This window comes from Parasedimentitalea marina (assembly GCF_004006175.1).
GTDB classification, from domain to species: Bacteria; Pseudomonadota; Alphaproteobacteria; order Rhodobacterales; family Rhodobacteraceae; genus Parasedimentitalea; species Parasedimentitalea marina.
In genome coordinates, this window is the sequence record NZ_CP033219.1 from 1237876 (window position 1) to 1261519 (window position 23644).

The 23644-nt window shown below is 57.9% G+C and carries 21 protein-coding genes; 20 read left to right on the forward strand and 1 reads right to left on the reverse strand.

Annotated elements, in window-relative coordinates; all coding sequences use genetic code 11:
• Positions 1-533 precede the first annotated feature (533 nt).
• From mraZ to murD, 9 genes are all read left to right on the forward strand, one after another.
• On the forward strand, positions 534-1040 hold the full coding sequence (gene mraZ / locus EBB79_RS06040; protein ID WP_127748063.1) for a division/cell wall cluster transcriptional repressor MraZ: 507 nt from the start codon (positions 534-536) through the stop codon (positions 1038-1040).
• Positions 1040-2032 (forward strand): 16S rRNA (cytosine(1402)-N(4))-methyltransferase RsmH, encoded by a 993-nt coding sequence (gene rsmH, locus EBB79_RS06045; RefSeq protein WP_127748064.1) that lies wholly within the window; start codon positions 1040-1042, stop codon positions 2030-2032. Before mraZ ends, rsmH begins: the two co-directional genes overlap by 1 nt.
• Positions 2029-2379, forward strand: coding sequence for a cell division protein FtsL (gene ftsL / locus EBB79_RS06050; protein WP_127748065.1), 351 nt, complete (start codon positions 2029-2031; stop codon positions 2377-2379). The genes rsmH and ftsL overlap by 4 nt, the downstream gene beginning before the upstream one ends.
• On the forward strand, positions 2379-4163 hold the full coding sequence (locus tag EBB79_RS06055) for a peptidoglycan D,D-transpeptidase FtsI family protein (protein WP_127748066.1): 1785 nt from the start codon (positions 2379-2381) through the stop codon (positions 4161-4163). Before ftsL ends, EBB79_RS06055 begins: the two co-directional genes overlap by 1 nt.
• Before the next feature lie 14 nt (positions 4164-4177).
• Positions 4178-5662 (forward strand): UDP-N-acetylmuramoyl-L-alanyl-D-glutamate--2,6-diaminopimelate ligase, encoded by a 1485-nt coding sequence (locus tag EBB79_RS06060; protein WP_127748067.1) that lies wholly within the window; start codon positions 4178-4180, stop codon positions 5660-5662.
• On the forward strand, positions 5659-7062 hold the full coding sequence (locus tag EBB79_RS06065; RefSeq protein ID WP_127748068.1) for a UDP-N-acetylmuramoyl-tripeptide--D-alanyl-D-alanine ligase: 1404 nt from the start codon (positions 5659-5661) through the stop codon (positions 7060-7062). Before EBB79_RS06060 ends, EBB79_RS06065 begins: the two co-directional genes overlap by 4 nt.
• Before the next feature lie 18 nt (positions 7063-7080).
• Positions 7081-8163 carry a phospho-N-acetylmuramoyl-pentapeptide-transferase gene (gene mraY / locus EBB79_RS06070; protein WP_127748069.1) on the forward strand — a complete coding sequence of 361 codons (1083 nt, stop codon included), beginning with the start codon at positions 7081-7083 and terminating at the stop codon, positions 8161-8163.
• A gap of 187 nt (positions 8164-8350) precedes the next feature.
• Entirely contained in the window at positions 8351-9538 is a 1188-nt protein-coding gene (locus tag EBB79_RS06075; protein WP_127748070.1) for a tetratricopeptide repeat protein, read from the forward strand.
• Between the two features lie 70 nt (positions 9539-9608).
• Complete coding sequence (gene murD, locus EBB79_RS06080; protein ID WP_127748071.1) at positions 9609-11006, forward strand: UDP-N-acetylmuramoyl-L-alanine--D-glutamate ligase; 1398 nt, start codon at positions 9609-9611, stop codon at positions 11004-11006.
• A 235-nt stretch (positions 11007-11241) separates the two neighbouring features.
• On the opposite strand, the gene EBB79_RS06085 is transcribed toward murD, so the two are convergent.
• Positions 11242-12426, reverse strand: coding sequence for a BaiN/RdsA family NAD(P)/FAD-dependent oxidoreductase (locus EBB79_RS06085; protein WP_127748072.1), 1185 nt, complete (start codon positions 12424-12426; stop codon positions 11242-11244).
• A gap of 131 nt (positions 12427-12557) precedes the next feature.
• Here EBB79_RS06085 and ftsW point away from each other — a divergent pair, with 131 nt between their 5' ends.
• From ftsW to ftsZ, 11 genes are all read left to right on the forward strand, one after another.
• Positions 12558-13727, forward strand: a complete 1170-nt coding sequence (ftsW, locus tag EBB79_RS06090) for a putative lipid II flippase FtsW (protein ID WP_127748073.1) — start codon at positions 12558-12560, stop codon at positions 13725-13727.
• 33 nt (positions 13728-13760) lie between these two features.
• Positions 13761-14858 (forward strand): UDP-N-acetylglucosamine--N-acetylmuramyl-(pentapeptide) pyrophosphoryl-undecaprenol N-acetylglucosamine transferase, encoded by a 1098-nt coding sequence (locus EBB79_RS06095; protein WP_127748074.1) that lies wholly within the window; start codon positions 13761-13763, stop codon positions 14856-14858.
• On the forward strand, positions 14855-16252 hold the full coding sequence (murC, locus tag EBB79_RS06100; protein ID WP_127748075.1) for a UDP-N-acetylmuramate--L-alanine ligase: 1398 nt from the start codon (positions 14855-14857) through the stop codon (positions 16250-16252). Before EBB79_RS06095 ends, murC begins: the two co-directional genes overlap by 4 nt.
• A gap of 11 nt (positions 16253-16263) precedes the next feature.
• Entirely contained in the window at positions 16264-16503 is a 240-nt protein-coding gene (locus tag EBB79_RS06105; RefSeq protein WP_127748076.1) for a DUF2484 family protein, read from the forward strand.
• The gene (locus tag EBB79_RS06110; RefSeq protein WP_127748077.1) at positions 16500-16751 is read left to right on the forward strand and encodes a DUF2484 family protein; all 252 of its coding nucleotides are present in this window, start codon (positions 16500-16502) and stop codon (positions 16749-16751) included. Before EBB79_RS06105 ends, EBB79_RS06110 begins: the two co-directional genes overlap by 4 nt.
• Positions 16752-16760: 9 nt before the next feature.
• Positions 16761-17042 (forward strand): hypothetical protein, encoded by a 282-nt coding sequence (locus EBB79_RS06115; RefSeq protein ID WP_127748078.1) that lies wholly within the window; start codon positions 16761-16763, stop codon positions 17040-17042.
• Positions 17043-17134: 92 nt separating this feature from the next.
• Complete coding sequence (murB, locus tag EBB79_RS06120; protein ID WP_127748079.1) at positions 17135-18058, forward strand: UDP-N-acetylmuramate dehydrogenase; 924 nt, start codon at positions 17135-17137, stop codon at positions 18056-18058.
• A gap of 300 nt (positions 18059-18358) precedes the next feature.
• On the forward strand, positions 18359-19294 hold the full coding sequence (locus EBB79_RS06125; RefSeq protein ID WP_127750899.1) for a D-alanine--D-alanine ligase: 936 nt from the start codon (positions 18359-18361) through the stop codon (positions 19292-19294).
• Positions 19282-20172, forward strand: a complete 891-nt coding sequence (locus EBB79_RS06130; RefSeq protein WP_127748080.1) for a cell division protein FtsQ/DivIB — start codon at positions 19282-19284, stop codon at positions 20170-20172. Before EBB79_RS06125 ends, EBB79_RS06130 begins: the two co-directional genes overlap by 13 nt.
• A gap of 4 nt (positions 20173-20176) precedes the next feature.
• Entirely contained in the window at positions 20177-21511 is a 1335-nt protein-coding gene (gene ftsA, locus EBB79_RS06135; protein WP_127748081.1) for a cell division protein FtsA, read from the forward strand.
• Positions 21512-21890: 379 nt separating this feature from the next.
• On the forward strand, positions 21891-23489 hold the full coding sequence (ftsZ, locus tag EBB79_RS06140; protein ID WP_127748082.1) for a cell division protein FtsZ: 1599 nt from the start codon (positions 21891-21893) through the stop codon (positions 23487-23489).
• Positions 23490-23644: the final 155 nt, after the last annotated feature.

Below are 23644 nucleotides of genomic sequence, written 5' to 3' on the forward strand. Positions count from 1 at the left end.
GGGGATAACTCGGAACGTTAAGGGAACGAAAATTGAAATTCGGATTCGCTGGAAACTTTCTGGGAAATTAGGGGAATTATTTTTGCCATCACGGTTGCACTATATGTTGTGTCATGGTTGGCAAGAATAACTATACGTTCTCTCATTCGCCCAATTATTAGCCCTAAAATCTAATTATATTTAGATCTTGTTAAGAAATGTGGCGAGTGTGTCGTTAAAAAGGCGTTGCCAGACCATGAAGTCCCATAGTATCCCCATATACATCGAATGAGACGAAGAGCACGGGGCGCACAACGACCCCACAAATACAAGAAACTAAAAGCAGGTATCATACAGGCCTTCGCTTTCATCAGATACTGAGATCCGGCGCGCGAGCGAGCAGACATCCCCCCAGGTGGCGCGCGCAGTCGGACACTCCCGCACAGCGGGACGAAGATGGCGAGTTGATCCGTGGCAGCTGATCAACTCGCCTTTTTCCTTACCGGGGCACGAATAAAAAAAGACGCGAGGAACGTAGCAGAAGGGACGTTATCTTGGGCCGCAGGTTCAGAGGCGAAAGCCAACACAAGGTCGATACAAAGGGCAGGGTGTCTATCCCGGCCTCGTTTCGTCGTGTGCTTGAATCTGGCGACGCCAACTGGCAGTCCGGCGACAATCCTGAGCTGGTCATCGTATATGGCGATGACGACCGTAATTTTCTTGAATGTTATACAATGGAGGCAATCGACGAGGTCGATGCCAAGATTGATGCTTTACCGCGTGGCTCAGAACCGCGTAAGGCGTTGCAGCGTTTGTTCCACGGACGTTCTTTTCCCACCACAGTTGATGAAACTGGCCGCTTGGTGCTGCCGGCCAAGCTGCGCAACAAGATCGGCCTCAAGGGAGAGGCTTTCTTTATTGCTGCAGGTGATACTTTTCAGATCTGGAAGCCGGAAACCTATGAGCAGGAAGAATCTGCTCAGACCGATAAGTGGTTGGACGAATTGCCAGAAGGCTATGACATAATGCAGTTTCTTGACGGCGCCAAAGGGGCAGAGTGATGACGACGGACCAGAATACCGGATCCGCCCCCCATGTTCCCGTTTTACTGCGCCCTTTGCTAAAGGCCGTCGCGCCCGTGTCGGGGCGTTGGTTGGATGGCACATTTGGGGCTGGCGGATATACGCGTGGTTTACTCGAGGCTGGGGCATCGCAGGTCATTGGTGTCGATCGCGACCCGCTGGCGTTTGAAATGGCGCAAAGCTGGGCCGGAGAATACGGGGACAGGCTGGTGATGCAGCAGGGCGTATTTTCGCGCATGGACGAATACGCCAGCGATTTGGACGGCGTTGTCCTGGATCTTGGTGTGTCGTCGATGCAGTTGGACCTGGCTGAACGTGGGTTCTCGTTCATGAAAGATGGTCCGCTGGACATGCGGATGTCACAAGAGGGGCCCTCGGCGGCAAATCTTGTAGCGGAACTTTCAGAAGTTCAATTGGCGGATATCCTGTTTCATTTTGGCGAAGAACGCGCCAGTCGCCGTATTGCAAAGGCAATCGTCAAGGCGCGCACGCTGGAACCGATCACCACCACATTACAATTGACTAGAATCGTCGAGGGATGCCTGCCACGGTCCAAGCCGGGCAAATCGCATCCTGCCACGCGTAGTTTTCAGGGGCTGCGCATTGCGGTGAATGCCGAGTACGAAGAATTGTTCCAGGGCTTGCTGGCCGCTGAACGGGCACTTAAGCCGGGCGGCTTGCTAGCGGTTGTCACTTTTCACTCTATCGAAGACCGGATGGTCAAACGGTTCTTTCAGCATCGCGCTGGTAAGACCGGTCGCGCCAATCGATTTGCTCCAGAGATTGAGGAAATTCCGACACAGTTCACATTGGTCACCCGTAAGGCCGAAGGGCCGGATGATCAGGAATTGGCGGAAAACCCAAGGTCACGGTCTGCGCGATTGCGGGTCGGGCGGCGGAGCGAGGCGCCAGCCACGCCGATAGAGGCCCGCGACATTGGGATGCCACAACTGAAAGAGGCCCTTCGATGAAATCTCTGGCTTATGTCCTATCCGCGCTGGCGGTGTTTGGTCTAGCATTCTGGGCCTACCGTGAAAACTATGCCACCCAGCAGGTGTTGAAAGAAACCCGAACCCTGCAACGCCAGATCGGCGCAGCCCAGGTGCGACTTGGGGTGCTACGGGCCGAGTGGGCCTATCTGAACCGTCCCGACCGTTTGCGGGAATTGGCCGAGCTGAACTTTAACAGCCTCGGCCTTTTGCCTCTTCGTCCCAACCAGTTTGGCCGGGTGGATGAGGTCGCCTATCCGCAGGTGCCGCTGCTGCCCATCACCAATGGTGTCGATGTGTCGACTATGGCTGCCGCGGGGGGGAACTGATGATCCGTATTCCGCTACGGCCACTGGCCCGCATCCTGACCGCCCGCGCCAAAGGGGAAAACCCGGACGCTATTGAAAAAGAGAATCTGCGCCAGCGTCACGCTGAAATTCAGGGCCGCTCTCAGGTCCGGTCCGAAGGTCGGCTGCTGGTGCTGGGTGCATTTTTCCTGTGCGCCTATGCGGTGATAGGTCTTCGTATGGGAATGATGGCCACATCCGAGCCAACGGAACCGGCCACCAGTGCATCGGGCAGCGCCATTGCGGCGCAGCGCGCCGATATTGTCGACCGCGAAGGCCGCATTCTGGCAACCAACTTTGAGACCCATTCACTCTATGCGCATCCGCAGCAATTGATTGATGCGGTGGCCTCGGCGGACGCGCTGGTCAAAATTTTCCCGGATCTGGATCACGCGCGCCTGGTCAAGGATTTCACCGGCAAGCGCAAGTTTGTCTGGATCAAGAAAAAGATCAGCCCCGAGCAAAAGCAGGCGGTGCATGATATCGGCGATCCCGGACTGCTGTTTGGCCCGCGTGAAATGCGGCTTTACCCCAATGGCAGTCTGGCCGCCCATGTTCTGGGCGGGGCCGGGTTTGGCAAAGAAGACGTCGATGCCGCCGAGGTGATCGGTGTTGCGGGCGTGGAACGTCAGTTCGACAGTTATCTGCGCGATCCGGCCAACGGTGCCGAGCCGCTGCAGCTGTCGCTGGACCTGACCATTCAGGCCGCCGCCGAGCGTGTCCTTTATGGCGGCATGCGTCTGATGAATGCCAAGGGTGCAACCTCTATCCTGATGGATGTGACCACCGGCGAGGTGATCTCGGTGGTGTCACTGCCTGATTTTGACCCGAATGAGCGGCCACGGCCACCGGTTTCGGGCGATGATCCGTCCGACAGCCCGCTGTTCAATCGGGCAGTGCAGGGGGTGTATGAACTGGGCTCCACCTTCAAGATTTTCGCTGCCGCACAGGCGATGGATTTGGGATTGGTCAATCCCGACACTATGGTTGATATCCGTGGTCCGCTGCGCTGGGGTCGCTTCTCGATCCGGGATTTCCACAACTACGGCAACAGCTTATCGGTAGAGCGGATCATTGTGAAATCGTCAAATATTGGCACGGCACGTCTGGCACAGCAAATTGGGGCTGACCGTCAGCGCGATTTCCTGTCGCGTCTGGGGATGCTCGAGGCCACTCCGTTTGAGATATCCGAGGCCAATGCAGGGCGCCCCTTATTGCCGCCAAACTGGTCCGAACTGTCGGCGATGACGATTTCCTATGGTCACGGTCTGTCGACCAGCCCAATGCATTTGGCGGCGGGCTATGCGACGATTGCCAATGGTGGAAATTATGTCAGCCCAACCATTCTGAAGCAGAACGGGCCGCAATTGGGGCCTCGCGTCATGTCAGCCGAGGCCGCAGCGGCGTCACGCGAAATGCTGCGTCTGGTGGTGACAGAAGGCACCGCCAGCTTTGGCGAAGTTCCCGGCTATCAGGTTGGCGGTAAGACTGGCACTGCGGATAAGCCAAAACCGTCAGGTGGCTATTACGAGGATAAAGTGATCGCCACTTTTGCGTCGATCTTCCCAGCGCATGACCCGAAATATGTGCTGGTTGTAACCCTGGATGAACCTTCGATCATCGCCTACGATGAAGAGCGTCGTACGGCGGGGTGGACGGCTGTTCCGGTTGCCGCTGAAATGATCGGCCGGATCGCGCCGTTGTTGGGGCTGCGACCGCAAGTTGAACCTGCCCCGGTGACTGGTATAACCCTCACCTCAAACTGATAGGTGAGGTCGCTATGAGCAACACATCCGAGAAGACCCTCGGCCAGTTGGGTCTGACTGCACGCGGCGGTGCGGACCCTGTGATCAAAGGTATAACGGTCGACAGTCGTGCAGTGGGCGATGGGTTTCTGTTTGCAGCGCTGCCCGGTTCTGTGGTGCATGGCGCCAAATTCATTGGCACCGCCCTGGAACAGGGTGCTTCGACCATTTTGACGGATGCCGAAGGTGCCAAGATCGCAGCCGAGGTCTTAGGCGATGGCCATGCCGCGCTGGTCGTGACACAAGATCCGCGTCAGGCCCTGGCCTATGCGGCTGCCCTTTGGTTTGGTGCGCAGCCGCAAACGGCGGTGGCGATTACCGGCACCAATGGCAAAACATCCGTCGCGACCTTTGTGCGTCAGATCTGGGAAGAATTAGGTCATGCTGCGGTCAACCTTGGCACCACCGGGGTTGAAGGCGCCTGGAGCTATCCACTGGCCCATACCACTCCGGACCCGATCACCCTGCACCGCGCGCTTGCAAAGGCGGTTGAGAATGGCGTGACCCATGTGGCGATGGAGGCCTCGAGCCACGGATTGGATCAACGCCGTTTGGATGGCGTGCATCTGGCGGCCGCGGGCTTCACCAATTTCAGTCAGGACCACCTGGATTATCACCACACATTTGAGGCCTATTTTGCCGCCAAGGCCGGATTGTTCCGCCGGGTGTTGCAGGACGAAGGTGTCGCGGTGATCAACATAGACGACAAGCGTGGCGCCGAAATGCGTGCAGTGTCCTGCGCGCGCGGCCAAGAGGTGATCACGGTGGGGCGCGGATTGGGTGACCTTTCGCTGCTGAGCCAGCGCTTTGATGCTTCTGGGCAGGACATGCGGTTTAGCTGGCATGATAAACCGTTTCAAACCCGGCTGAACCTGATCGGCGGGTTTCAGGCCGAGAATATTCTGCTGGCCTGTGGCTTGGTGATTGCCTCGGGTGAACTGCCCTCGCGGGTGTTTGAAACGCTACCTCATCTGAAAACCGTGCGGGGCCGGATGCAATTGGCGGCGACGCGCAGCAATGGCGCGACGGTGTTTGTTGATTTTGCCCATACGCCTGACGCCATTGCCACCGCTCTCAAGGCGCTGCGCCCGCATGTCCTGGGTCGGTTGATCGCCATTGTCGGGGCAGGCGGTGATCGCGATGCGGTCAAGCGGCCTTTGATGGGGCAGGCAGCTGTTGAGAATGCGGATATGGTGATTGTCACCGATGACAACCCGCGCAGTGAAGACCCTGCCGTGATCCGGGCTGCCGTCAAAGCTGGCGCGCCGGGGGCAAGCGAAGTTGGCGATCGCGCCGAAGCCATCCTGCGCGGTGTTGACGCGCTGGGGCCGGGCGATGCGCTGATGATTTGCGGTAAGGGCCATGAAAGCGGTCAGATCGTGGGCGATGATATTCTACCCTTTGACGATGTTGAACAGGCCAGCATGGCCGTCGCGGCGCTGGACGGGGGGCTAGTATGAGCCTGTGGACGATGCAAGAGGCCGTGACTGCAACAGGTGGTCGGGCGCAGGGCAACTGGAGCGTTGACGGGATCTCAATTGATACCCGCACTTTGACGCCGGGTGATTTGTTTGTCGCGCTGACAGCGGCGCGTGATGGGCATGACTTTGTGGCGCAGGCGCTGGCCAGTGGGGCCGGGGCCGCATTGGTTTCACGTGTTCCCGATGGGGTGGACGCAAACGCACCGCTGTTGATCGTCGATAATGTTCTGCACGGGCTGGAGGCGCTAGGCCGCGTTGCCCGAGCCCGTTGCGATGCACGGGTGGTGGCAGTGACCGGATCGGTGGGCAAGACCTCGACCAAGGAGATGCTGGCACGGATGCTGTCTGATCAGGGTCGCACCCATGCGGCTGTGGCCAGTTACAACAATCATTGGGGTGTTCCGCTCACCTTGGCGCGAATGCCGCGCGACACTGAATTCGCGGTGGTCGAAATTGGCATGAACCATCCCGGTGAAATTGCCCCGCTGGCGATACAGGCCCGTCCACATGTAGCCCTGATCACCACTGTAGCTGCGGTACACCTTGAGGCCTTTGATGACGTGGCTGGAATTGCCCGGGAGAAGGCCGCGGTGCTGCAAGGGCTGGAGCCGGGAGGCGTTGCGGTATTGAATGGAGATATTGCCGAGGCCGGTGTCCTGCGTGAGGTGGCACTGCAGCAGGGGGTGAAATCGTGGTGGTTCGGGTCAAAGGACAAGGAATACCAACTGATCTCAGCGGTTATTCAGGGGGAAGAGACCTTGGCGCAGGCCCGGGTCATGGGTCGAGACATAGAGATGCATATCCAATCGCTTGGGGCTCATTTTGCAATGAATGCACTGGGCGCTTTGGCCTGTGTTGCGGCATTGGGGGCGGATCTGGATAAGGCCCTGCACAGTCTGGCTCTGTGGTCTCCGGTCAAGGGACGTGGTGCACGCGAAGAGATCCATTTGCGTGGAGGCAAAATCTTACTGCTGGATGACAGCTATAACGCCAACCCCACTTCTATGGCTGCTGCACTAGAGGTTCTGGCGGCGACGCCGGGAAGCGGACGTCGGGTCGCCTATCTGGGCGACATGAAAGAGCTTGGCCCGGACGAAATCGCACTGCACACAGCACTGGCTCGGCATCCATCGGTGCTCGCTGTTGATCAAATCCATTGTATCGGCCCGCTGATGCAGCATCTCCACTCCGCTTTGCCCGAAGCCAAACAGGGCACCTGGTATCAAACCAGCGCCGAAGTCCTTGCGGATCTGCCGACCCAAATCCAAGGCGGCGATATCGTGCTGGCGAAGGGCTCTTTGAGCATTGCTTTGGCCAAGATCGTTGACGGCATCCGCAATTTAGGCCATGCCGGCCCAACTCCCATTATCACGAAATAGCGAACAGGACCCCTTTACATGCTCTATTGGCTCACCGAGCTATCGGACGGCGGCGATTTCTTTAACCTGTTTCGCTATATCACCTTCCGCGCAGGCGGCGCATTTTTGACGGCGCTGATCTTTGGGTTTGTCTTTGGCAAGCCTCTGATCAACGTGCTGCGCAAAAAGCAAGGTAAGGGCCAGCCAATCCGCGATGACGGCCCCGAAGGCCATTTCGTCAAGGCCGGTACCCCAACCATGGGGGGACTGCTGATTGTTGGGGCGCTGTTGTTTTCCACTTTGGTCTGGGCGCGTTGGGATAACTCCTTTGTTTGGTTGGTGCTTTTTGTCACTCTGTCCTTTGGGCTGATCGGGTTTGCGGATGATTACGCCAAAGTGTCTAAGCAAAATACTGCTGGCGTGCCGGGTAAAGTGCGGCTGTTACTAGGGATTTTGATTGCAATAATCGCGGCGCTTTGGGCTTCGGCCAATCACCCTGATGCCCTGCAAAATCAACTGGCGCTGCCGGTGTTCAAAGACACCTTGATCAATTTGGGCTATTTTTATGTGCCATTTTCCATCTGCGTCGTGGTTGGTACGGCCAATGCAGTGAACCTGACCGACGGGCTGGACGGGCTGGCCATCATGCCAGTGATGATCGCCGCGACAACGCTGGGTATCATCGCCTATGCGGTGGGACGGGTCGACTTTACTGAATACCTTGACGTGCATTACGTGCCCGGCACCGGCGAAATCTTGATCTTTACTGCAGCGTTGTTCGGCGGAGGCCTTGGCTTTTTGTGGTACAATGCCCCACCAGCGGCTGTTTTTATGGGCGATACCGGCTCGCTGGCTCTGGGCGGTGCATTGGGCGCCATCGCTCTGGTCATCAAACATGAACTGGTTCTGGCCATTGTCGGCGGGTTATTCGTGGTCGAGGCGCTGAGCGTGATTATTCAGGTGCTGTATTACAAACGCACCGGCAAGCGGGTGTTCTTGATGGCCCCGATCCACCATCATTACGAGAAAAAGGGCTGGGCTGAGCCCACAATTGTGATCCGGTTCTGGATCATCTCGCTGATCCTGGCGATGATCGGCCTGGCAACCCTAAAAGTACGCTAACAACGTCCTCTTTGGCCCGGCACTGCTGGGCCAGAGCAATTGGCCAATCCAAAAGTCGGCCTTCGGCAAAGCCACAATATTGCGCTTCTGCTCGGTCAAGGCCGGCTCTGCTTTAAGTAGCAAATGAAACCTTTCAACTTCTCCGCGACCTGCTAGAGTGGGACGCAACTGAATTGAGGGTTTCATTATGAACGATTTGATTGAAAATTGGGGCGGTCTATTTGATATCGCCGTCTTTCTGGTGGCCGTAGCCGGAGTGTCGACGACCGCCATCCTCTTGGTTCACAGAAATAGAACGGTGACAAAAGTAGCCGACATTGAACAAGAACGCGACGCTTTGCGCATGACAAATGTGCAGCAGGCGGCCCGGCTAAATGCTGTTGACCCGGAGCGGTTTCTGGACACCATTGCCGACCTGACGTCCAGGGCAGACTATCGCGGGCAGGACACCGCAGCCGGGACCTATATTGAAGCTCATGCAATTGCTCTTGGCCGGGCAGCTGAGATCCTTGCAGAACAGCGCATTCTGGATAGCGAGTCGGATGGAAAAGATGCAGCATATAACGCCAATCGCTATGCAAGACTTGGCTTGGCAGCGTGCCCTGGATCTGGACGACTTGTGGCGTTGGAAAAATTCACATTGCAAAGGGCCCAGGATATCGACCTTGGTCATCCAATTGAAGTGCTGGATTGGGATCAAACCTATGATGTCGACCTGAAACGTCTTTCCGTTGAGTTATTTGACAGGGGACATTATCAGCTGGCAGAAATCGTCGCCCGCAGATCTGTCGCGCTGACAGAAAAGGGATCCGGGCATTTCCCCGGTATCGTGGCGCTTCATGGGAAAGTGTTGGCAAAATTGGGCGTCTATGATGCGGCCGAACCGCTGTGTCGCGCGGCGGTGGAGGCCTCCCGAAAGATGCAGGATACAAATTCGTCTGACTACAGCTCTCAGCTGAACAACTTAGCCGACCTGTTGCAGACGACACGCCGCTACGATGAGGCGGAACCGTTATACAGAGAGGCGCTGGTTGTGATCGGTAAAACGCGCGGCACAGAGCACCCTGATTATGTTGCCCAGTTAAATAAGCTTGCCGGATTGCTAGAGTCGGCGGGACGACCCGGTGAGGCCAAGCCACTGTATCACGAAGTGCTGAAAATCGGACGTAAGGCACTGGGGGCCGCATATCCTGATTTTGACATCGACCTGAAAAACCAGGCACGGGTGCTGCATCAATCAGGGCGGTCATCCGAGACTGAACCGCTTCACCGCGAGGCACAGGCAGTGTTTGAACGTGTTCGTGGAATGGCAACGAAAGTGGCCGACGTAACCCATGAGAGTCTCGACGCTGAGCACACTACGCGCCCGAACTAGCCCGCTTGCAATTTCCCCGATCTGCGGTGCAGGGTGCGGTGAATTTGACTAGCAAAGAAAGGGCGCAGCGATGATCCCGGTACAAGGATTTTCAGGGGCCAATGTGGCCGTTCTGGGGTTGGGGCGATCCGGCCTTGCGGCGGCGCGGGCTTTGCGGGCGGGTGCGGCAATTCCGGTCTGTTGGGATGACAACCCAGCCGCGCGGGAGGCCGCTGAAGCCGAAGGCTTTGCCTGTCGGGACTTGCACAAACAGGGGGCGTTCGATGACATCGCCACACTGATCGTATCACCTGGAATTGCGCACCTGTACCCCAAACCCAATCCGGCGGTGCGCGCTGCATTGGATGCGGGCGTGCCAGTGGACAATGATATCGGCCTGTTTTTCCGATCTTTAGCAACGCCCGAATGGGATAATTTTGAGCGCGCACCACGGGTGGTGGCAGTAACGGGATCAAACGGCAAATCCACCACGGTGGCGCTATTGCATCATATCCTGGAAAGTGCCGGCAAAGAGGTGCAGATGGCGGGCAATATCGGCCGCGGTGTGCTGGATATTGATCCGCCCGGCGAGGGTGGCGTTGTGGTGCTTGAGCTGAGCTCGTACCAGACTGAACTGGCCCGTTCGCTGACACCGGATGTGGCAGTGTTCACCAATCTGTCAGCAGATCATCTGGATCGTCATGCCGGTCTGGGAGGCTATTTCGCGGCCAAACGCCGGTTGTTCGCCGAAGGAGGGCCGGACCGCGCCGTCATTGGCGTGGACGAGGAAGAGGGGGTGTTTTTGGCCGGGCAGATGTCCATGGGGGCTTCAGATGACCGGGTAATCCGGGTGTCGTCAGGCCGTAAACTGGGTGGTGTCGGCTGGAATGTCTTTGCCCGCAAAGGGTTCTTGTCGGAGTACCGTAAAGGCAGGCAGGCAGGGTCAATTGATCTGCGTGAGATGACGGGACTGCCCGGGGCGCATAATCATCAGAATGCCTGTGCGGCCTATGCGGCAGCGCGCACATTGGGGCTGGCGCCTCGGATGATTGAAGGTGCGCTGGAAACCTACCCCGGTTTGCCCCATCGCAGTCAGCCGGTCGCGGATGCAGGTGGGGTTCGCTATGTGAATGACAGCAAGGCCACCAATGTGGACAGTGCGGTTAAAGCGCTGAGTGCTTTTAAGAAGGTGCGCTGGATCTGTGGTGGCTTGGAAAAAGACGGCGGTCTGGATGCGCTGAAGGGCGCCACTGGATCGGTGCAAAAGGCCTATGTGATTGGTCGCGAGGCGGCGCATTTTGCCGTGCAACTGGATGTTGAAACCGAAATCTGTGGCACGATGGCGGTTGCTGTTGAGCGCGCTATGGCCGATGCGCAGCCCGGCGAAGTGGTGCTGTTGGCCCCGGCGGCGGCAAGTTTTGATCAGTATGACAGTTTTGAGACACGGGGCGATGATTTCATTGCCGAGGTGACGGAGCGTCTGGGCTAGGGTGTGTTTTGGGGTAAGAGGAAAAAGTAAAAGATAAAAGGGGCTCGGGCTCACCAAAGCAGATACTGCCCCTGAACCACCCTCGCTTGATCCCATGCCTGCCCGCGCCCGCCCCCAGGCTCAAGTCAAATAACCGTATCCCCGCCGGGGCGGGGCCCCTCGGCGATTTGGCATGATCCCGGTGTCCGTCGCGGGCTGTTTGTGCTCAGGCGAGGGCGGCTCCGAAGCAGATCAGCTAGCGGTTGGCGGCGGCGATGGCGCGGCCGGCCGCGTGGCCCGATGACCAGGCCCATTGGAAGTTGAAACCGCCCAACCAACCGGTGACGTCGACGCATTCGCCGATGGCGTAGAGACCGGGAACGGATTTAGACTCCATCGTTTTCGACGATAGCGCATCGGTGTCAAGACCGCCCAAAGTGACCTCGGCTGTGCGGTAGCCTTCGGTTCCGGAGGGGGTGAGCTGCCAGTTGGACACTTGTGCACACAGGTCCTGCAATGCGGCGTCGGACTGGTCGGCAAGCCGACCTTTGAGGCGCAGGTCGGTTGACAGGTAATCCGCCAGCCGTGTGGGCAGCAGGCGGGCGAGTTCGGTTGTCAGGTCTCGGCGGCCCTCGGCCTGGCGCTGGTCGCGCAGCAGATCGTACAGGGGCAATTCGGGGATCAGGTTGACTGTGATCACCTCACCTTCGTGCCAGTAAGAGGACAGTTGCAGCACGGAGGGGCCCGAGAGGCCGCGATGGGTGAACAGCAGCGCCTCGTCGAACGTCGTGCGGGCATTGGACAGGCGTGCGGGCAGGGCAACGCCGGCCAGGGGTTTGAAGCGATCGTCCGAGAAGGTGAAGGGCACCAAGCCAGGGCGGGTCTCGGTGAGTGGCAGGTTGAATTGGCGGGCGATGTCATAGGCGAGGCCGGTGGCGCCCATTTTGGGGATGGATTTGCCGCCGGTGGCCAGCACCAGATTGCGGCAGGTCAGGACCTGGGTCTTGCCTGCGCGCGCCATTGTGACAGAAAACCCCTGCTCAACGCGGGAGACTGAGGTGACCGAGGTCTCGAGCCAGAGTTCCGCCCCGGCGTTCTGAAGCTCTTGCACCAGCATTGCGACCACCTGTTTGGCGGACCCATCACAGAACAGCTGCCCCAGGGTTTTCTCGTGCCAGGCAATTCCGTGCTGATCCATCAGGGCGACAAAGTCCCATTGGCTGAACCGCGCCAGCGCCGACTTGCAGAAATGCGGGTTGGCCGAGATGAAGTTCTTAGCCTCGGCATACATATTGGTGAAATTGCAGCGGCCGCCGCCCGAGATGCGGATTTTCTCGCCGGGAGCGCGGGCGTGGTCGATCACCAGCGTGCCGGGACCTGCAAAACGGGCGCACATCATGCCAGCCGCGCCGGCACCAAGAATGAGGGTTTGATACAACATTGCCAGCCCATGGCGCGGATTACCGCCAAAGGCAAGCGGAAGAGGCTGGTTTGAATCGGAGATTCAGGGTATGGCAGTCCCACAGACCCCGATAACGGGGCGAAATTGAGGCAGAGATTGGCGGTATTTCCATGACTGAAATGGTCTATGGCGCGGTTCCCACGCAGGTCGGTGAACCAATCCTCCCGAAGTGGTGGCGGACAGTGGATAAGTGGACATTGTCCTGTATCCTGGGTCTGTTCATAGTTGGTCTGTTGCTGGGCCTTGCGGCCTCGGTGCCGCTGGCGGCGCGCAACGGGTTTGACAATTTTCACTATGTGCAGCGACAAGCGGTGTTTGGCTGCACGGCGTTGGTGGCCATGGTGATGACATCGATGATGACACCGACGCTGGTGCGCCGACTGGCGGTGATCGGATTTGCCTGTGCTTTTGTGGCGCTGGCGATGTTGCCGGTGTTTGGCACTGACTTTGGCAAGGGCGCTGTGCGGTGGTACAGTCTTGGCTTTGCATCGTTGCAGCCTTCTGAATTTTTGAAACCGGGTTTTGTGGTGGTGGCGGCCTGGATGATTGCCTCAAGCCAACATATCAACGGTCCTCCGGGCAAGCTGTGGTCGTTTGGCCTCTGCGTGACGGTGGTACTGATGCTGGCAATGCAGCCTGATTTTGGTCAGGCCAGTCTGGTGCTGTTCGGCTGGGGGGTTATGTATTTTGTCGCTGGAGCGCCGATTGTGTTGCTGGTCGGCATGGCGGCGATTGTGGTGTTGGGCGGTATGTTTGCCTATTCCAACTCTGAACATTTTGCCCGGCGTATTGATGGGTTTCTGAACCCGGATGTCGATCCGACAACGCAACTGGGTTATGCGGCGGACGCGATCCGCGAGGGCGGCCTGTTTGGCGTTGGCGTTGGTGAAGGCCAGGTGAAATGGTCGCTGCCGGATGCCCATACTGATTTCATTGTTGCCGTCGCCGCCGAGGAATACGGGCTGGTGCTGGTGCTGATCCTGATCACCCTATATGCCACAATCGTCGTGCGCTCGCTGTTTCGGCTGATGCGCGAACGGGATACGTTTATTCGATTGGCGGGGACCGGGCTGGTTTGCATGTTCGGCGTTCAGGCTATGATTAACATGGGTGTCGCCGTACGGTTGCTGCCAGCCAAGGGTATGACGCTGCCGTTTGTCAGTTATGGTGGCTCGTCGCTGATCGCCGGCGGTATCGCGGTTGGCATGTTGCTGGCCTTTACCCGCTCGCGGCCCCAAGGTGGTATTGCAGATCTGTTGCGCGGACATGAACGCGGCTGACGATATAGATTACAGTAAGGATTACAGGGGCAGATGGCTCAGAAACTGCTATTGATGGCGGCTGGCGGTACGGGGGGGCATATGTTCCCGGCGCAGGCGCTGGCCGAGGATATGTTGAAACGCGGCTGGCGGGTGAAGCTGTCAACTGATGCGCGCGGCGCGCGATATACTGGCGGCTTTCCACATTCGACCGAAATAACCGAGGTGTCCTCGGCCACGTTTGCCCGTGGTGGGCTGCTGGCCAAGGCCATGGTGGCGCCGAAAATCCTGGGTGGCGTGCTGAGCATGGCGCGACAGATGCGGCGTGAGCGGCCCGATGTTGTGGTGGGCTTTGGCGGCTATCCGTCGATCCCCGCTTTGGGCGCGGCGACGCTTTTGGGGCTGCCACGGATGATCCATGAACAAAACGGTGTGCTGGGGCGGGTCAACCAGTTGTTTGCCAAACGCGTAGCGGGTGTGGCCTGTGGCGTCTGGCCGACGGACTTGCCTGACGGCGTTCTGGCCGAGCACGTCGGTAACCCTGTGCGCAACGCAGTGCTGGAACGGGCCGGAGCCGCCTATATTGCGCCTGGCGACTATCCGATGTCGATCTTGGTGATGGGCGGCAGTCAGGGTGCGCGTATCCTAAGTGATATCGTGCCCGGTGCCATTGCGGCCTTGCCTGCAGAGATCCGCCAACACTTGCGGGTGTCGCATCAGGCGCGGGATGAAGACGGTGCAAGGGTGAAGGCGTTTTATGCCGAGCATGGCATCAATGCCGATGTACAGCCCTTTTTCCAAGATGTACCAGCCCTAATGAGTGAGACACAATTGGTGATTTCCCGTTCTGGGGCCTCTTCGATTGCGGATATCTCGGTTATTGGGCGGCCCTCGGTCCTGGTTCCGTTCGCTGCTGCCGCAGGCGACCACCAAAGTGCCAATGCGCGGGGACTGGTCGAGGCAGGCGGTGCGGTGCTGATACCTGAAAATCTGCTCGATGTGGATACATTGTCTGCCCAAATCGCCGCCATTCTAAGCAACCCCACTGCAGCCCTGAAAATGTCGATGGCAGCACTTAGCGCCGGAGTTCCCGATGCCACCGACCGTTTGGTGGCCCTGGTCGAGCAACTGGCTGAAAAGGAAAAATCATGACCCCTACAACCAAGCTCCCCGGTGACGTTGGCCCGATCCATTTTGTTGGCATTGGTGGCATTGGCATGTCCGGTATCGCCGAAGTGCTGTTGAACCAGGGCTATGTGGTGCAGGGCTCGGACCTAAAGGCCTCCAAGCTGACGGACCGTCTGGCTGAATTGGGCGCGCGGGTCTTTGTGGGGCAGAAGGCTGAGAATCTGGAAGACGCCGCTGTGGTGGTGATTTCCTCGGCGATCAAACCGGGCAACCCGGAACTGGACGAGGCCCGCCGTCAGGGCTTGCCGGTGGTGCGCCGCGCCGAGATGCTGGCAGAATTAATGCGGCTGAAGTCCAACATCGCCATTGCTGGGACCCACGGCAAGACCACCACGACCACCATGATGGCTGAGCTGATGGTGGCCGGTAATTTTGACCCCACCGTAGTCAACGGTGGCATTATTCACGCTTATGGCAGTAACGCGCGTGTTGGCGCGGGCGAATGGATGGTGGTCGAAGCAGATGAAAGCGACGGCACCTTTAATCGCCTGCCCGCAACCATTGCCGTGGTCACCAATATTGACCCCGAGCATATGGAGCACTGGGGCAATTTCGATACCCTGCGCGATGGGTTCTATGATTTTGTCAGCAATATCCCATTCTATGGCGTTGCCGTCTGCAATACCGATCATGCCGAGGTTCAGGCGCTGGTGGGCCGGATCACCGACCGCCGAGTGGTAACCTATGGCTTTAACGCGCAAGCCGATGTGCGGGCCAGCAATCTGACCTACAAGGCGGGTGTGGCGCATTTTGACATCCACCTGCAAGCAGAGGACTTGGTGATCGAGGGCTGTACTTTGCCGATGCCCGGCGACCACAATGTGTCGAACGCACTGGCCGCTGTTGCGGTGTCGCGGCATCTGGGTATGGACGGTGATGAAATTCGCGAGGCACTGGCCAATTTTGGCGGCGTCAACCGGCGCTTTACCAAGGTGGGCGAGGTCAATGGTGTCACCATAATTGACGACTATGGCCACCACCCGGTGGAAATTCTGGCGGTGCTGAAAGCCGCCCGTCAGGCCTGTGAGGGCCGGGTGATCGCAGTGCACCAGCCCCACCGCTATTCACGGCTCTCCAGCCTGTTCGACGATTTCTGCGCCTGCTTCAACGAGGCCGATGTGGTGGCCATTGCCGAGGTCTTTGCTGCTGGCGAAGAACCAATTGAAGGGGCAGGTCGCGACGATCTGGTGGCCGGGTTGATCCGCCACGGTCACCGTCATGCGCGGGTGCTCATCGACGAGGATGATCTGGAGCGACTGGTACGCGAACAGGCACAACCGGGCGACATGGTGGTCTGTCTCGGCGCAGGTACTATCAGTGCCTGGGCCAATGGCCTGCCTGTTCGGCTTGGCGCCTAACAGGTGCGCTTATGAACAGTATTTTTCTGGCCGCAACCTGGGTCTTGGTGGCGACCGCGGTGGCCTTTTTACCGATGCGCTGGCAGTTTCCTCCGGGTATTTTGTTACTGACAGCCGCACCGGTGATTATTGCGATGCTGGGCATGGAACACGGATGGGGTCTGGCTCTGGCCGGGACTGCGGGTTTTGTGTCAATGTTTCGAAGACCACTGCTCTATTACTGGCGCAAGTGGAGGGGTATCGAGCTATGACACTGTCGTTAAGTCTGGCCGCTGTATGGGCGTTGTCTGCCAATATTCTGGCGGTCATCCCAAGCCGCGACAATCATTGGCGGCGGGCTTATATACTGATTGCATTGGGTATTCCTCTGCTTGGATATGTCACTTACGAGAACGGCCCCTGGTGGGGGCTGGCGGTGCTCCTTGCAGGAATGTCGGTGCTGCGCTGGCCAGTGATCTATTTGGGGCGATGGCTGCGGGGGCAGCTGGGTAAAGGGTAGTCGTTTATCATGGAAACATTGGTTTTATGGTTGGTTGGGGTGAGTTCGCTGGTTTTTGCGCATCAATTGGCGCTGCGACGCCGATTTCTGGTGATCCTGATTTTTCTGGCGATTGCCGGGGGGCTGTACGCTGGTATCCAGTGGTATGTTGGGGTTGTTGACGGATGGGATGGCTTGGCGCTGGCGATATTTGCATTGATCGCCGTGTTGCCTTTTGCGACGGGGTTGGTTCTGGGTGCAATTACCGGGTCTCTGCATCTGCGATGGAGGTCCACGCGCGGATCGTCGTGAGATATTAGTAGACCCAAACATCGATCTGGCCATTGTTTCAAAGTTGAAATCACGGCTAAAACCACTGAGATTCGCGGCAAGGGGCAAGCAGTATGAAAATGGACGGTATCCGAGGACGACTAACCGCCAATCGCCCTCTGTCGGATTTGACCTGGCTGCGCGTTGGTGGCCCTGCCGACTATTTGTTCCAACCCGCAGATACTGATGATCTGGCGCTGTTCCTGTCCCAGCTGGACCCGGACGTGACTGTGTTTCCCATGGGCGTTGGCTCAAATTTAATCGTTCGGGATGGAGGGTTGCGGGCCGTGGTGATCCGTCTGGGTCGCGGGTTTAACAGTATCGAAATCGAGGGCGACTGTGTTGTGGCCGGCGCTGCAGCTTTGGACGCGCATGTGGCGCGCAAGGCCGCCGACGCGGGTCTGGATCTGACATTTCTGCGGACCATTCCCGGATCAATTGGCGGTGCAGTTCGGATGAATGCAGGCTGTTATGGCAGTTATCTGGCCGATGTGTTTGTCTCGGCCGTCATGGTGACCCGTGCAGGCGAAATCCGCGAGATCACCGCCGCAGATTTGGCTTTTCAGTATCGGCAGAGCGAGCTGCCCGAAGGCGCTGTTCTGGTCTCTGCCAGGCTACGGGCTGGGGCAGGGGAGCCCGCTGAATTGCACGCCCGGATGGCGGCACAGCTAGAGACGCGCGACAGGACGCAACCCACCAAGGATCGCAGCGCAGGATCGACTTTTCGCAATCCAGCAGGATTCTCATCCACAGGTAAGGCCGACGATGTTCACGATTTGAAAGCCTGGAAGGTCATCGACGACGCCGGAATGCGTGGCGCCATGCGTGGTGGAGCCCAAATGAGCGAGAAACATTCTAACTTTTTGATCAACAGGGGTGGCGCAACTGCCGCAGATTTGGAAGGTTTGGGGGAAGATGTCAGAAAGAAGGTTTACGCCTCAAGCGGGTTAACGTTAGTGTGGGAAATTATGCGGGTCGGCGAGCCGCAGCCTGACTGATCTGAAGACCTGAACTATTTCAATTACTTCGACGGTGAACTGGCGCGACGATAGCGATCTGAATTGGCCCTGAGTGGTGTAAACTAAGGTAAACATAGTAAACCGGCCGTTAATAAGTCGGTAAGACTTGTGTTGATATAAAGGCGCAGGGACAGAGCAAAGACAGAGTGGATTCTTTGATCCACTGGCGGAAACGCCCAACATAAAAAAGGCGAAAAATCGTCTGAACCAAATAAAGGGCCACCAATGGCTCTAATAACCAAAGGGGCGCAAAGCCCTGTGTACATTGAGGCATTTGACGTGGGTAAGTCGAGCGGGGCTCTCCCGAAAGTAGTGGTATTGATGGGTGGGCCCTCGGCTGAACGCGAGGTTTCTCTGTCAAGTGGGCGCGAATGCGCCGCCGCACTTCGGGGTGAGGGATTTGAAGTGATTGAGCTGGATGCAGGTCCGGACCTCGTCACGCGTTTACAAGACATCAAACCTGATGTCGTCTTCAACGCATTGCATGGACGTTGGGGCGAAGATGGCTGCGTGCAGGGGCTGCTGGAGTGGATGGGATTGCCCTATACCAGCTCTGGCGTTTTGGCCTCGGCGCTGGCGATGGACAAACAACGCAGCAAGGACGTGTTTCGCTCTGCTGGATTGCCGGTGGTCGAAAGCGGATTGTACGACAAGGCCAGCGTGATGGCCGCACATGTGATGACACCGCCCTATGTGGTCAAGCCTAACAACGAAGGCTCAAGCGTTGGGGTCTACCTGGTGAACGAAGCCGCCAACACACCGCCCCAGCTGTCAGACGATATGCCAGAACAGGTAATGGTCGAGACTTTTGCACCGGGTCGTGAGTTGACCACAACTGTGGTCGGTGATGGTGAGGGCGATCCAGGCGCATTGACAGTTACTGATATTCTAACCGACGGCTGGTACGATTATGACGCCAAGTATCAACCTGGCGGTTCAACCCATGTGGTGCCTGCAGACTTGCCTCAAGAGATTTTTGACCTCTGTCTGGACTATGCGCAACGCGCCCATCAGGCACTGGGGTGTCGCGGTGTCAGCCGCACAGATTTTCGCTGGGATGAAAGCCGGGGGGCCGCAGGCCTGATCCTGCTTGAAACCAACACGCAGCCCGGCATGACTCCTACCTCGCTTACCCCGGAGCAGGCCGGTCAAGGCGGCATGAGCTTTGGTGAGCTTTGCGCCTGGATGGTAAAGGATGCGTCATGCAATCGTTGATCCCCTGGCGTCGCAAAAAGACCGTTTTCAAACAGGATCCGGCGCCATCGCGGTTGAAGTATCGGATGCAGCGCTGGATGTTGACACCGGGCATTCGGTTGGGGTTGCGGATTGGTGTGCCGTTCTGCCTGGTCTTTGCTTTGGCCAGCGCCTATCTCGCAAATGAGCAGCGCCGCGACGCCCTGAACATCTTTGTGTCTGACCTGCGCCAGTCGATCCACGACCGTCCAGAATTTCAGGTTAAGTTGATTGCCATCGACGGGGCAGGCGCGGACCTGGCCGATGACATCCGCGAAGTCGCCTCGTTGCGGTTTCCGGTTAGCTCTTTTGAAATAGACGTGGACCAGATCCGTGACGTGATCGAGAAACTGGATCCGGTGAAGTCCGCAGCCGTGCGGATCCGTTCCGGTGGTGTGTTGCAGATTGACGTGGTCGAACGCGACCCGGTGTTGGTCTGGCGCAGCCGTCAAGGGCTGGCGCTGTTGGATGAGGCCGGTATCCACGTGGCCGAGCTGGGACGCAGGTCTTTGCATTCAGACCTGCCCCTGATCGCTGGCGATGGCGCTGACGCGCATGTTGTCGAAGCGTTGAAGCTGTTCTCTACCGCCAGACCTCTGGGTCAGCGGCTGCGCGGATTGGTGCGCATCGGCGAGCGGCGCTGGGACGTGGTGTTGGATCGTGGTCAGCGCATCATGTTGCCGGCGGAAAGCCCGGTTTCCGCACTGGAACGGGTGATTGCGGTCAGCGAAGTTCGGGACCTGCTAGAGCGCGATATTGCTGCTGTAGACATGAGATTATCGGCGCGTGCCACTGTACGGATGAGCGAGACCGCGGTGCAGGAATGGTGGCGGATCAGACAGATGAACGGAGGCGGATAGCAGCATGACAGATCTCTATCAATCCCAGCGTGCTATGCGGCAGATGCGCCGTCAATCCATGCAGCGTGGCGTTGTCGCCATTCTGGATGTAGGCAGTTCCAAAATTGCCTGCCTTGTTCTGCGTTTCGATGGCAGTGGTCGGCTAAGCGAGGATAATTCCATTGGCTCGCTTGCTGGGCAATCCGGGTTTCGGGTGATTGGCGCCGCTACCACGCGGTCGCGCGGCGTACAATTCGGCGAAATCACCGCTATGCAGGAAACGGAACGCGCTATTCGTACGGCCGTGCAGGCGGCGCAGAAAATGGCCGAGGTCCGGGTGGATCATGTGATTGCCTGCTTCTCGGGGGCCAATCCCCGGTCTTATGGTTTGAATGCGCAGGTGGATCTGCAGGGACAGGTGGTCACCGAAGACGAGGTTGCACGCGTGTTGGCGGCCTGCGATGTGCCGGAATACGGTCAGGGTCGCGAGGTTATGCATGCGCAACCGGTGAACTTTGCACTCGACAACCGGTCCGGGCTGAACGACCCGCGCGGCCAATTGGGGCAGTCCTTGGCCGTTGATATGCATATGTTGACGGTTGACGCCGCGGCTGTTCAGAACCTGGTGCGTTGCATCAAACGCTGTGATCTGGAGCTGGCTGGCATTGCCAGCTCGGCTTATGCCTCGGGCATTTCGGCGCTGGTTGAAGATGAACAAGAATTGGGTGCGGCCTGTATTGATATGGGCGGCGGCTCGACTTCGGTGTCTATCTTCATGAAAAAACACATGATTTATACTGATGCGGTGCGCATTGGTGGCGACCATGTCACCAGTGACATCTCGATGGGCTTGGGGGTTCCAACCTCAAGCGCTGAGCGTATTAAGACTTTTTGTGGCGGCGTGCATGCCACCGGAGCGGACGATCGGGACATGATCGACATCGGCGGTGATACGGGGGACTGGGAACATGACCGTCGCACTGTGTCGCGGGCTGAATTGATTGGCATCATGCGTCCTCGGGTCGAAGAAATCCTAGAAGAGGTGCGGGCGCGCTTGGATGTGGCAGGTTTCGACCAGCTTCCCAGCCAGCAAATTGTGCTGACAGGCGGGTCCAGCCAGATCATGGGCCTGGACGGATTGGCCAGCCGCATTTTGGGGCAACAGGTGCGTTTGGGTCGCCCGCTTCGGGTGCATGGCCTGCCGCAATCCGCCACCGGCCCAGGATTTGCCAGCGCCGTTGGTCTAAGTCTTTTTGCGGCAAACCCGCAGGATGAATGGTGGGATTTTGATATGCCCAGTGACCGTCAGTCGGGCGGCTCAATCCGCCGCGCGGTGCGCTGGTTCCGTGACAATTGGTAGGAGGAAAAGTGAAGTGAAATGACCCGCAGGCTATGGGTGATTGTCAGGTGACAGTTTTTACAGCTTGCGATATAATACCGTGAACAGCCACCCAAAGTGGCGCAATGTGCAGGCCGAGCAGTGGTTTGCAAAGAGCTGAATTAGGCGATTTAAGCCCCATGCGTGTGCAAGGGCTAAAGGCGTAATTGTGTGCATTTTTTCGAATGCCCCCAAATATGCCCCTATCGGCGATATACCGCAGATAGTTGTCCCAATTTTGCCATATTTTGTAGGGAAACGCGCTTTTCTTGGTGACGAATCTGCCCCTACTTGGTACTGTCAAGGTGGACAGGAAATAATAATGCCTCGGAATGAGGCGCGTAAAACAGGCGGACTGAGCATGACACTGAACCTTTCGATGCCCGGGCAGGAAGAGCTGAAGCCACGTATCACCGTTTTCGGCGTTGGTGGTGCCGGTGGTAATGCTGTCAATAATATGATTGAAAAAGAGCTGGATGGCGTCGACTTTGTTGTTGCCAATACAGACGCACAGGCACTGCAGCAAAGTGCCTCGAAAAGTCGCGTGCAGCTGGGCGTGAAAGTCACCGAAGGTCTGGGCGCCGGTGCGCGCCCCTCGGTTGGATCCGCGGCTGCAGAAGAAAGCATTGAACAAATCGTTGATCATCTGGCGGGGGCACACATGTGCTTTATCACTGCTGGTATGGGCGGCGGCACCGGTACTGGTGCAGCCCCGATCATCGCGCAGGCTGCCCGCGAATTGGGCGTGCTGACGGTTGGTGTTGTCACCAAGCCGTTCCAGTTTGAAGGCGCCAAACGGATGCGCCAGGCCGAAGAGGGCGTTGAGGCCCTGCAAAAGGTCGTCGATACGCTGATCATCATTCCCAACCAGAACCTGTTCCGGTTGGCGAATGAAAAAACCACATTTACCGAAGCCTTCTCAATGGCAGACGATGTTCTGTATCAAGGTGTTAAGGGCGTGACCGACCTGATGGTTCGTCCTGGCCTGATCAACCTCGACTTTGCTGATGTTCGCGCCGTTATGGACGAAATGGGCAAGGCGATGATGGGCACCGGCGAAGCCGAGGGCGAAACACGCGCTGTTGAGGCCGCCGAGAAGGCCATCGCCAACCCACTGCTGGACGAAATCAGCCTGCGCGGCGCCAAAGGTGTTCTGATCAACATCACCGGTGCGCATGACCTGACCTTGTTTGAACTGGACGAAGCCGCGAACCGCATCCGCGAAGAAGTTGACCCAGAGGCCAATATCATCGTGGGTTCCACATTGGATACTGCCATGGAAGGCAAGATGCGGGTTTCGGTTGTGGCAACGGGTATCGACGCTGTCGAGGTTCGCCATGACTCGCCAGTGCCACGTCGCCCAATGTCGGCACCTTTGAAGCAATCCGTTTCAGCCGAAAATCTGCGCCCTGCGCCACTGGAACTGGACGGCGCTGTTGCCGTTCCTGCGGTTGCCGAAGTTGCGACCTCTGAGCCTTCGTTGTTTGAAGACATGAATGTTGAGCAGGTTGCGGCCCAGGATCAGGCCGAAGACATTTTCGAAGAGCCAGAGCAGGTTGCTGAAGATGGTCTTCCAATGCCGGCTTATCAGCCAAAAGTGGCTGAGTTCCAGCCGCAGGCAGATGTTGCCGAGGATCGCAGCCAGTCGTTTGTTGCCCCCAAGGCGCCAGCGCTTGGCACTCCGTCGCCCGAAGCGATCGTGCGGTTGCAAGCAGCGGCGCAGCGGGTTTCTCCGGCGGCGGCAGCTCCAGAAGCTGAGCAGCAGGATACAAAGCAACGTGCCGGGTTTGGTTTGAACTCACTGATCCACCGGATGACAGGGCAGGCTGGTGACACACCTGCGGGCACTCAGCGTCAGCAACCAGCTGTGCAACAACAGGCCCCTGCAGCACAGCAAGAGGTCAATCCTGAGCAAGAACGCATCGAAATTCCTGCATTTTTGCGCCGTCAGGCCAACTAAAACAGTCACATGTCGAGTAAGGAGGGTCGCCACTGGCGGCCCTTTTATCGTTTTAGTCCAAAGGTTTAATAAGTGTTAAGCGGCGTTCTGCCGATTTGTTACAGTGATGTTTCAATCGGTTACAAAGATTGAGTTGTGGCTTTTTGACCAACAGC

Excerpts from the sequence above, each read along its gene's own strand:
- murB (WP_127748079.1), top strand. The coding sequence starts at position 17,135 with ATGAAAATGGACGGTATCCGAGGACGACTAACCGCCAATCGCCCTCTG.
- ftsZ (WP_127748082.1), top strand. The coding sequence starts at position 21,891 with ATGACACTGAACCTTTCGATGCCCGGGCAGGAAGAGCTGAAGCCACGT.
- EBB79_RS06055 (WP_127748066.1), top strand. The coding sequence starts at position 2,379 with ATGATCCGTATTCCGCTACGGCCACTGGCCCGCATCCTGACCGCCCGC.
- rsmH (WP_127748064.1), top strand. The coding sequence starts at position 1,040 with ATGACGACGGACCAGAATACCGGATCCGCCCCCCATGTTCCCGTTTTA.
- EBB79_RS06085 (WP_127748072.1), bottom strand. The coding sequence starts at position 12,426 with ATGTTGTATCAAACCCTCATTCTTGGTGCCGGCGCGGCTGGCATGATG.
- ftsL (WP_127748065.1), top strand. The coding sequence starts at position 2,029 with ATGAAATCTCTGGCTTATGTCCTATCCGCGCTGGCGGTGTTTGGTCTA.
- EBB79_RS06095 (WP_127748074.1), top strand. The coding sequence starts at position 13,761 with ATGGCTCAGAAACTGCTATTGATGGCGGCTGGCGGTACGGGGGGGCAT.
- EBB79_RS06075 (WP_127748070.1), top strand. The coding sequence starts at position 8,351 with ATGAACGATTTGATTGAAAATTGGGGCGGTCTATTTGATATCGCCGTC.
- EBB79_RS06065 (WP_127748068.1), top strand. The coding sequence starts at position 5,659 with ATGAGCCTGTGGACGATGCAAGAGGCCGTGACTGCAACAGGTGGTCGG.
- EBB79_RS06060 (WP_127748067.1), top strand. The coding sequence starts at position 4,178 with ATGAGCAACACATCCGAGAAGACCCTCGGCCAGTTGGGTCTGACTGCA.
- EBB79_RS06115 (WP_127748078.1), top strand. The coding sequence starts at position 16,761 with ATGGAAACATTGGTTTTATGGTTGGTTGGGGTGAGTTCGCTGGTTTTT.
- mraY (WP_127748069.1), top strand. The coding sequence starts at position 7,081 with ATGCTCTATTGGCTCACCGAGCTATCGGACGGCGGCGATTTCTTTAAC.
- ftsW (WP_127748073.1), top strand. The coding sequence starts at position 12,558 with ATGACTGAAATGGTCTATGGCGCGGTTCCCACGCAGGTCGGTGAACCA.
- EBB79_RS06110 (WP_127748077.1), top strand. The coding sequence starts at position 16,500 with ATGACACTGTCGTTAAGTCTGGCCGCTGTATGGGCGTTGTCTGCCAAT.
- ftsA (WP_127748081.1), top strand. The coding sequence starts at position 20,177 with ATGACAGATCTCTATCAATCCCAGCGTGCTATGCGGCAGATGCGCCGT.
- EBB79_RS06130 (WP_127748080.1), top strand. The coding sequence starts at position 19,282 with ATGCAATCGTTGATCCCCTGGCGTCGCAAAAAGACCGTTTTCAAACAG.
- murD (WP_127748071.1), top strand. The coding sequence starts at position 9,609 with ATGATCCCGGTACAAGGATTTTCAGGGGCCAATGTGGCCGTTCTGGGG.
- murC (WP_127748075.1), top strand. The coding sequence starts at position 14,855 with ATGACCCCTACAACCAAGCTCCCCGGTGACGTTGGCCCGATCCATTTT.
- EBB79_RS06105 (WP_127748076.1), top strand. The coding sequence starts at position 16,264 with ATGAACAGTATTTTTCTGGCCGCAACCTGGGTCTTGGTGGCGACCGCG.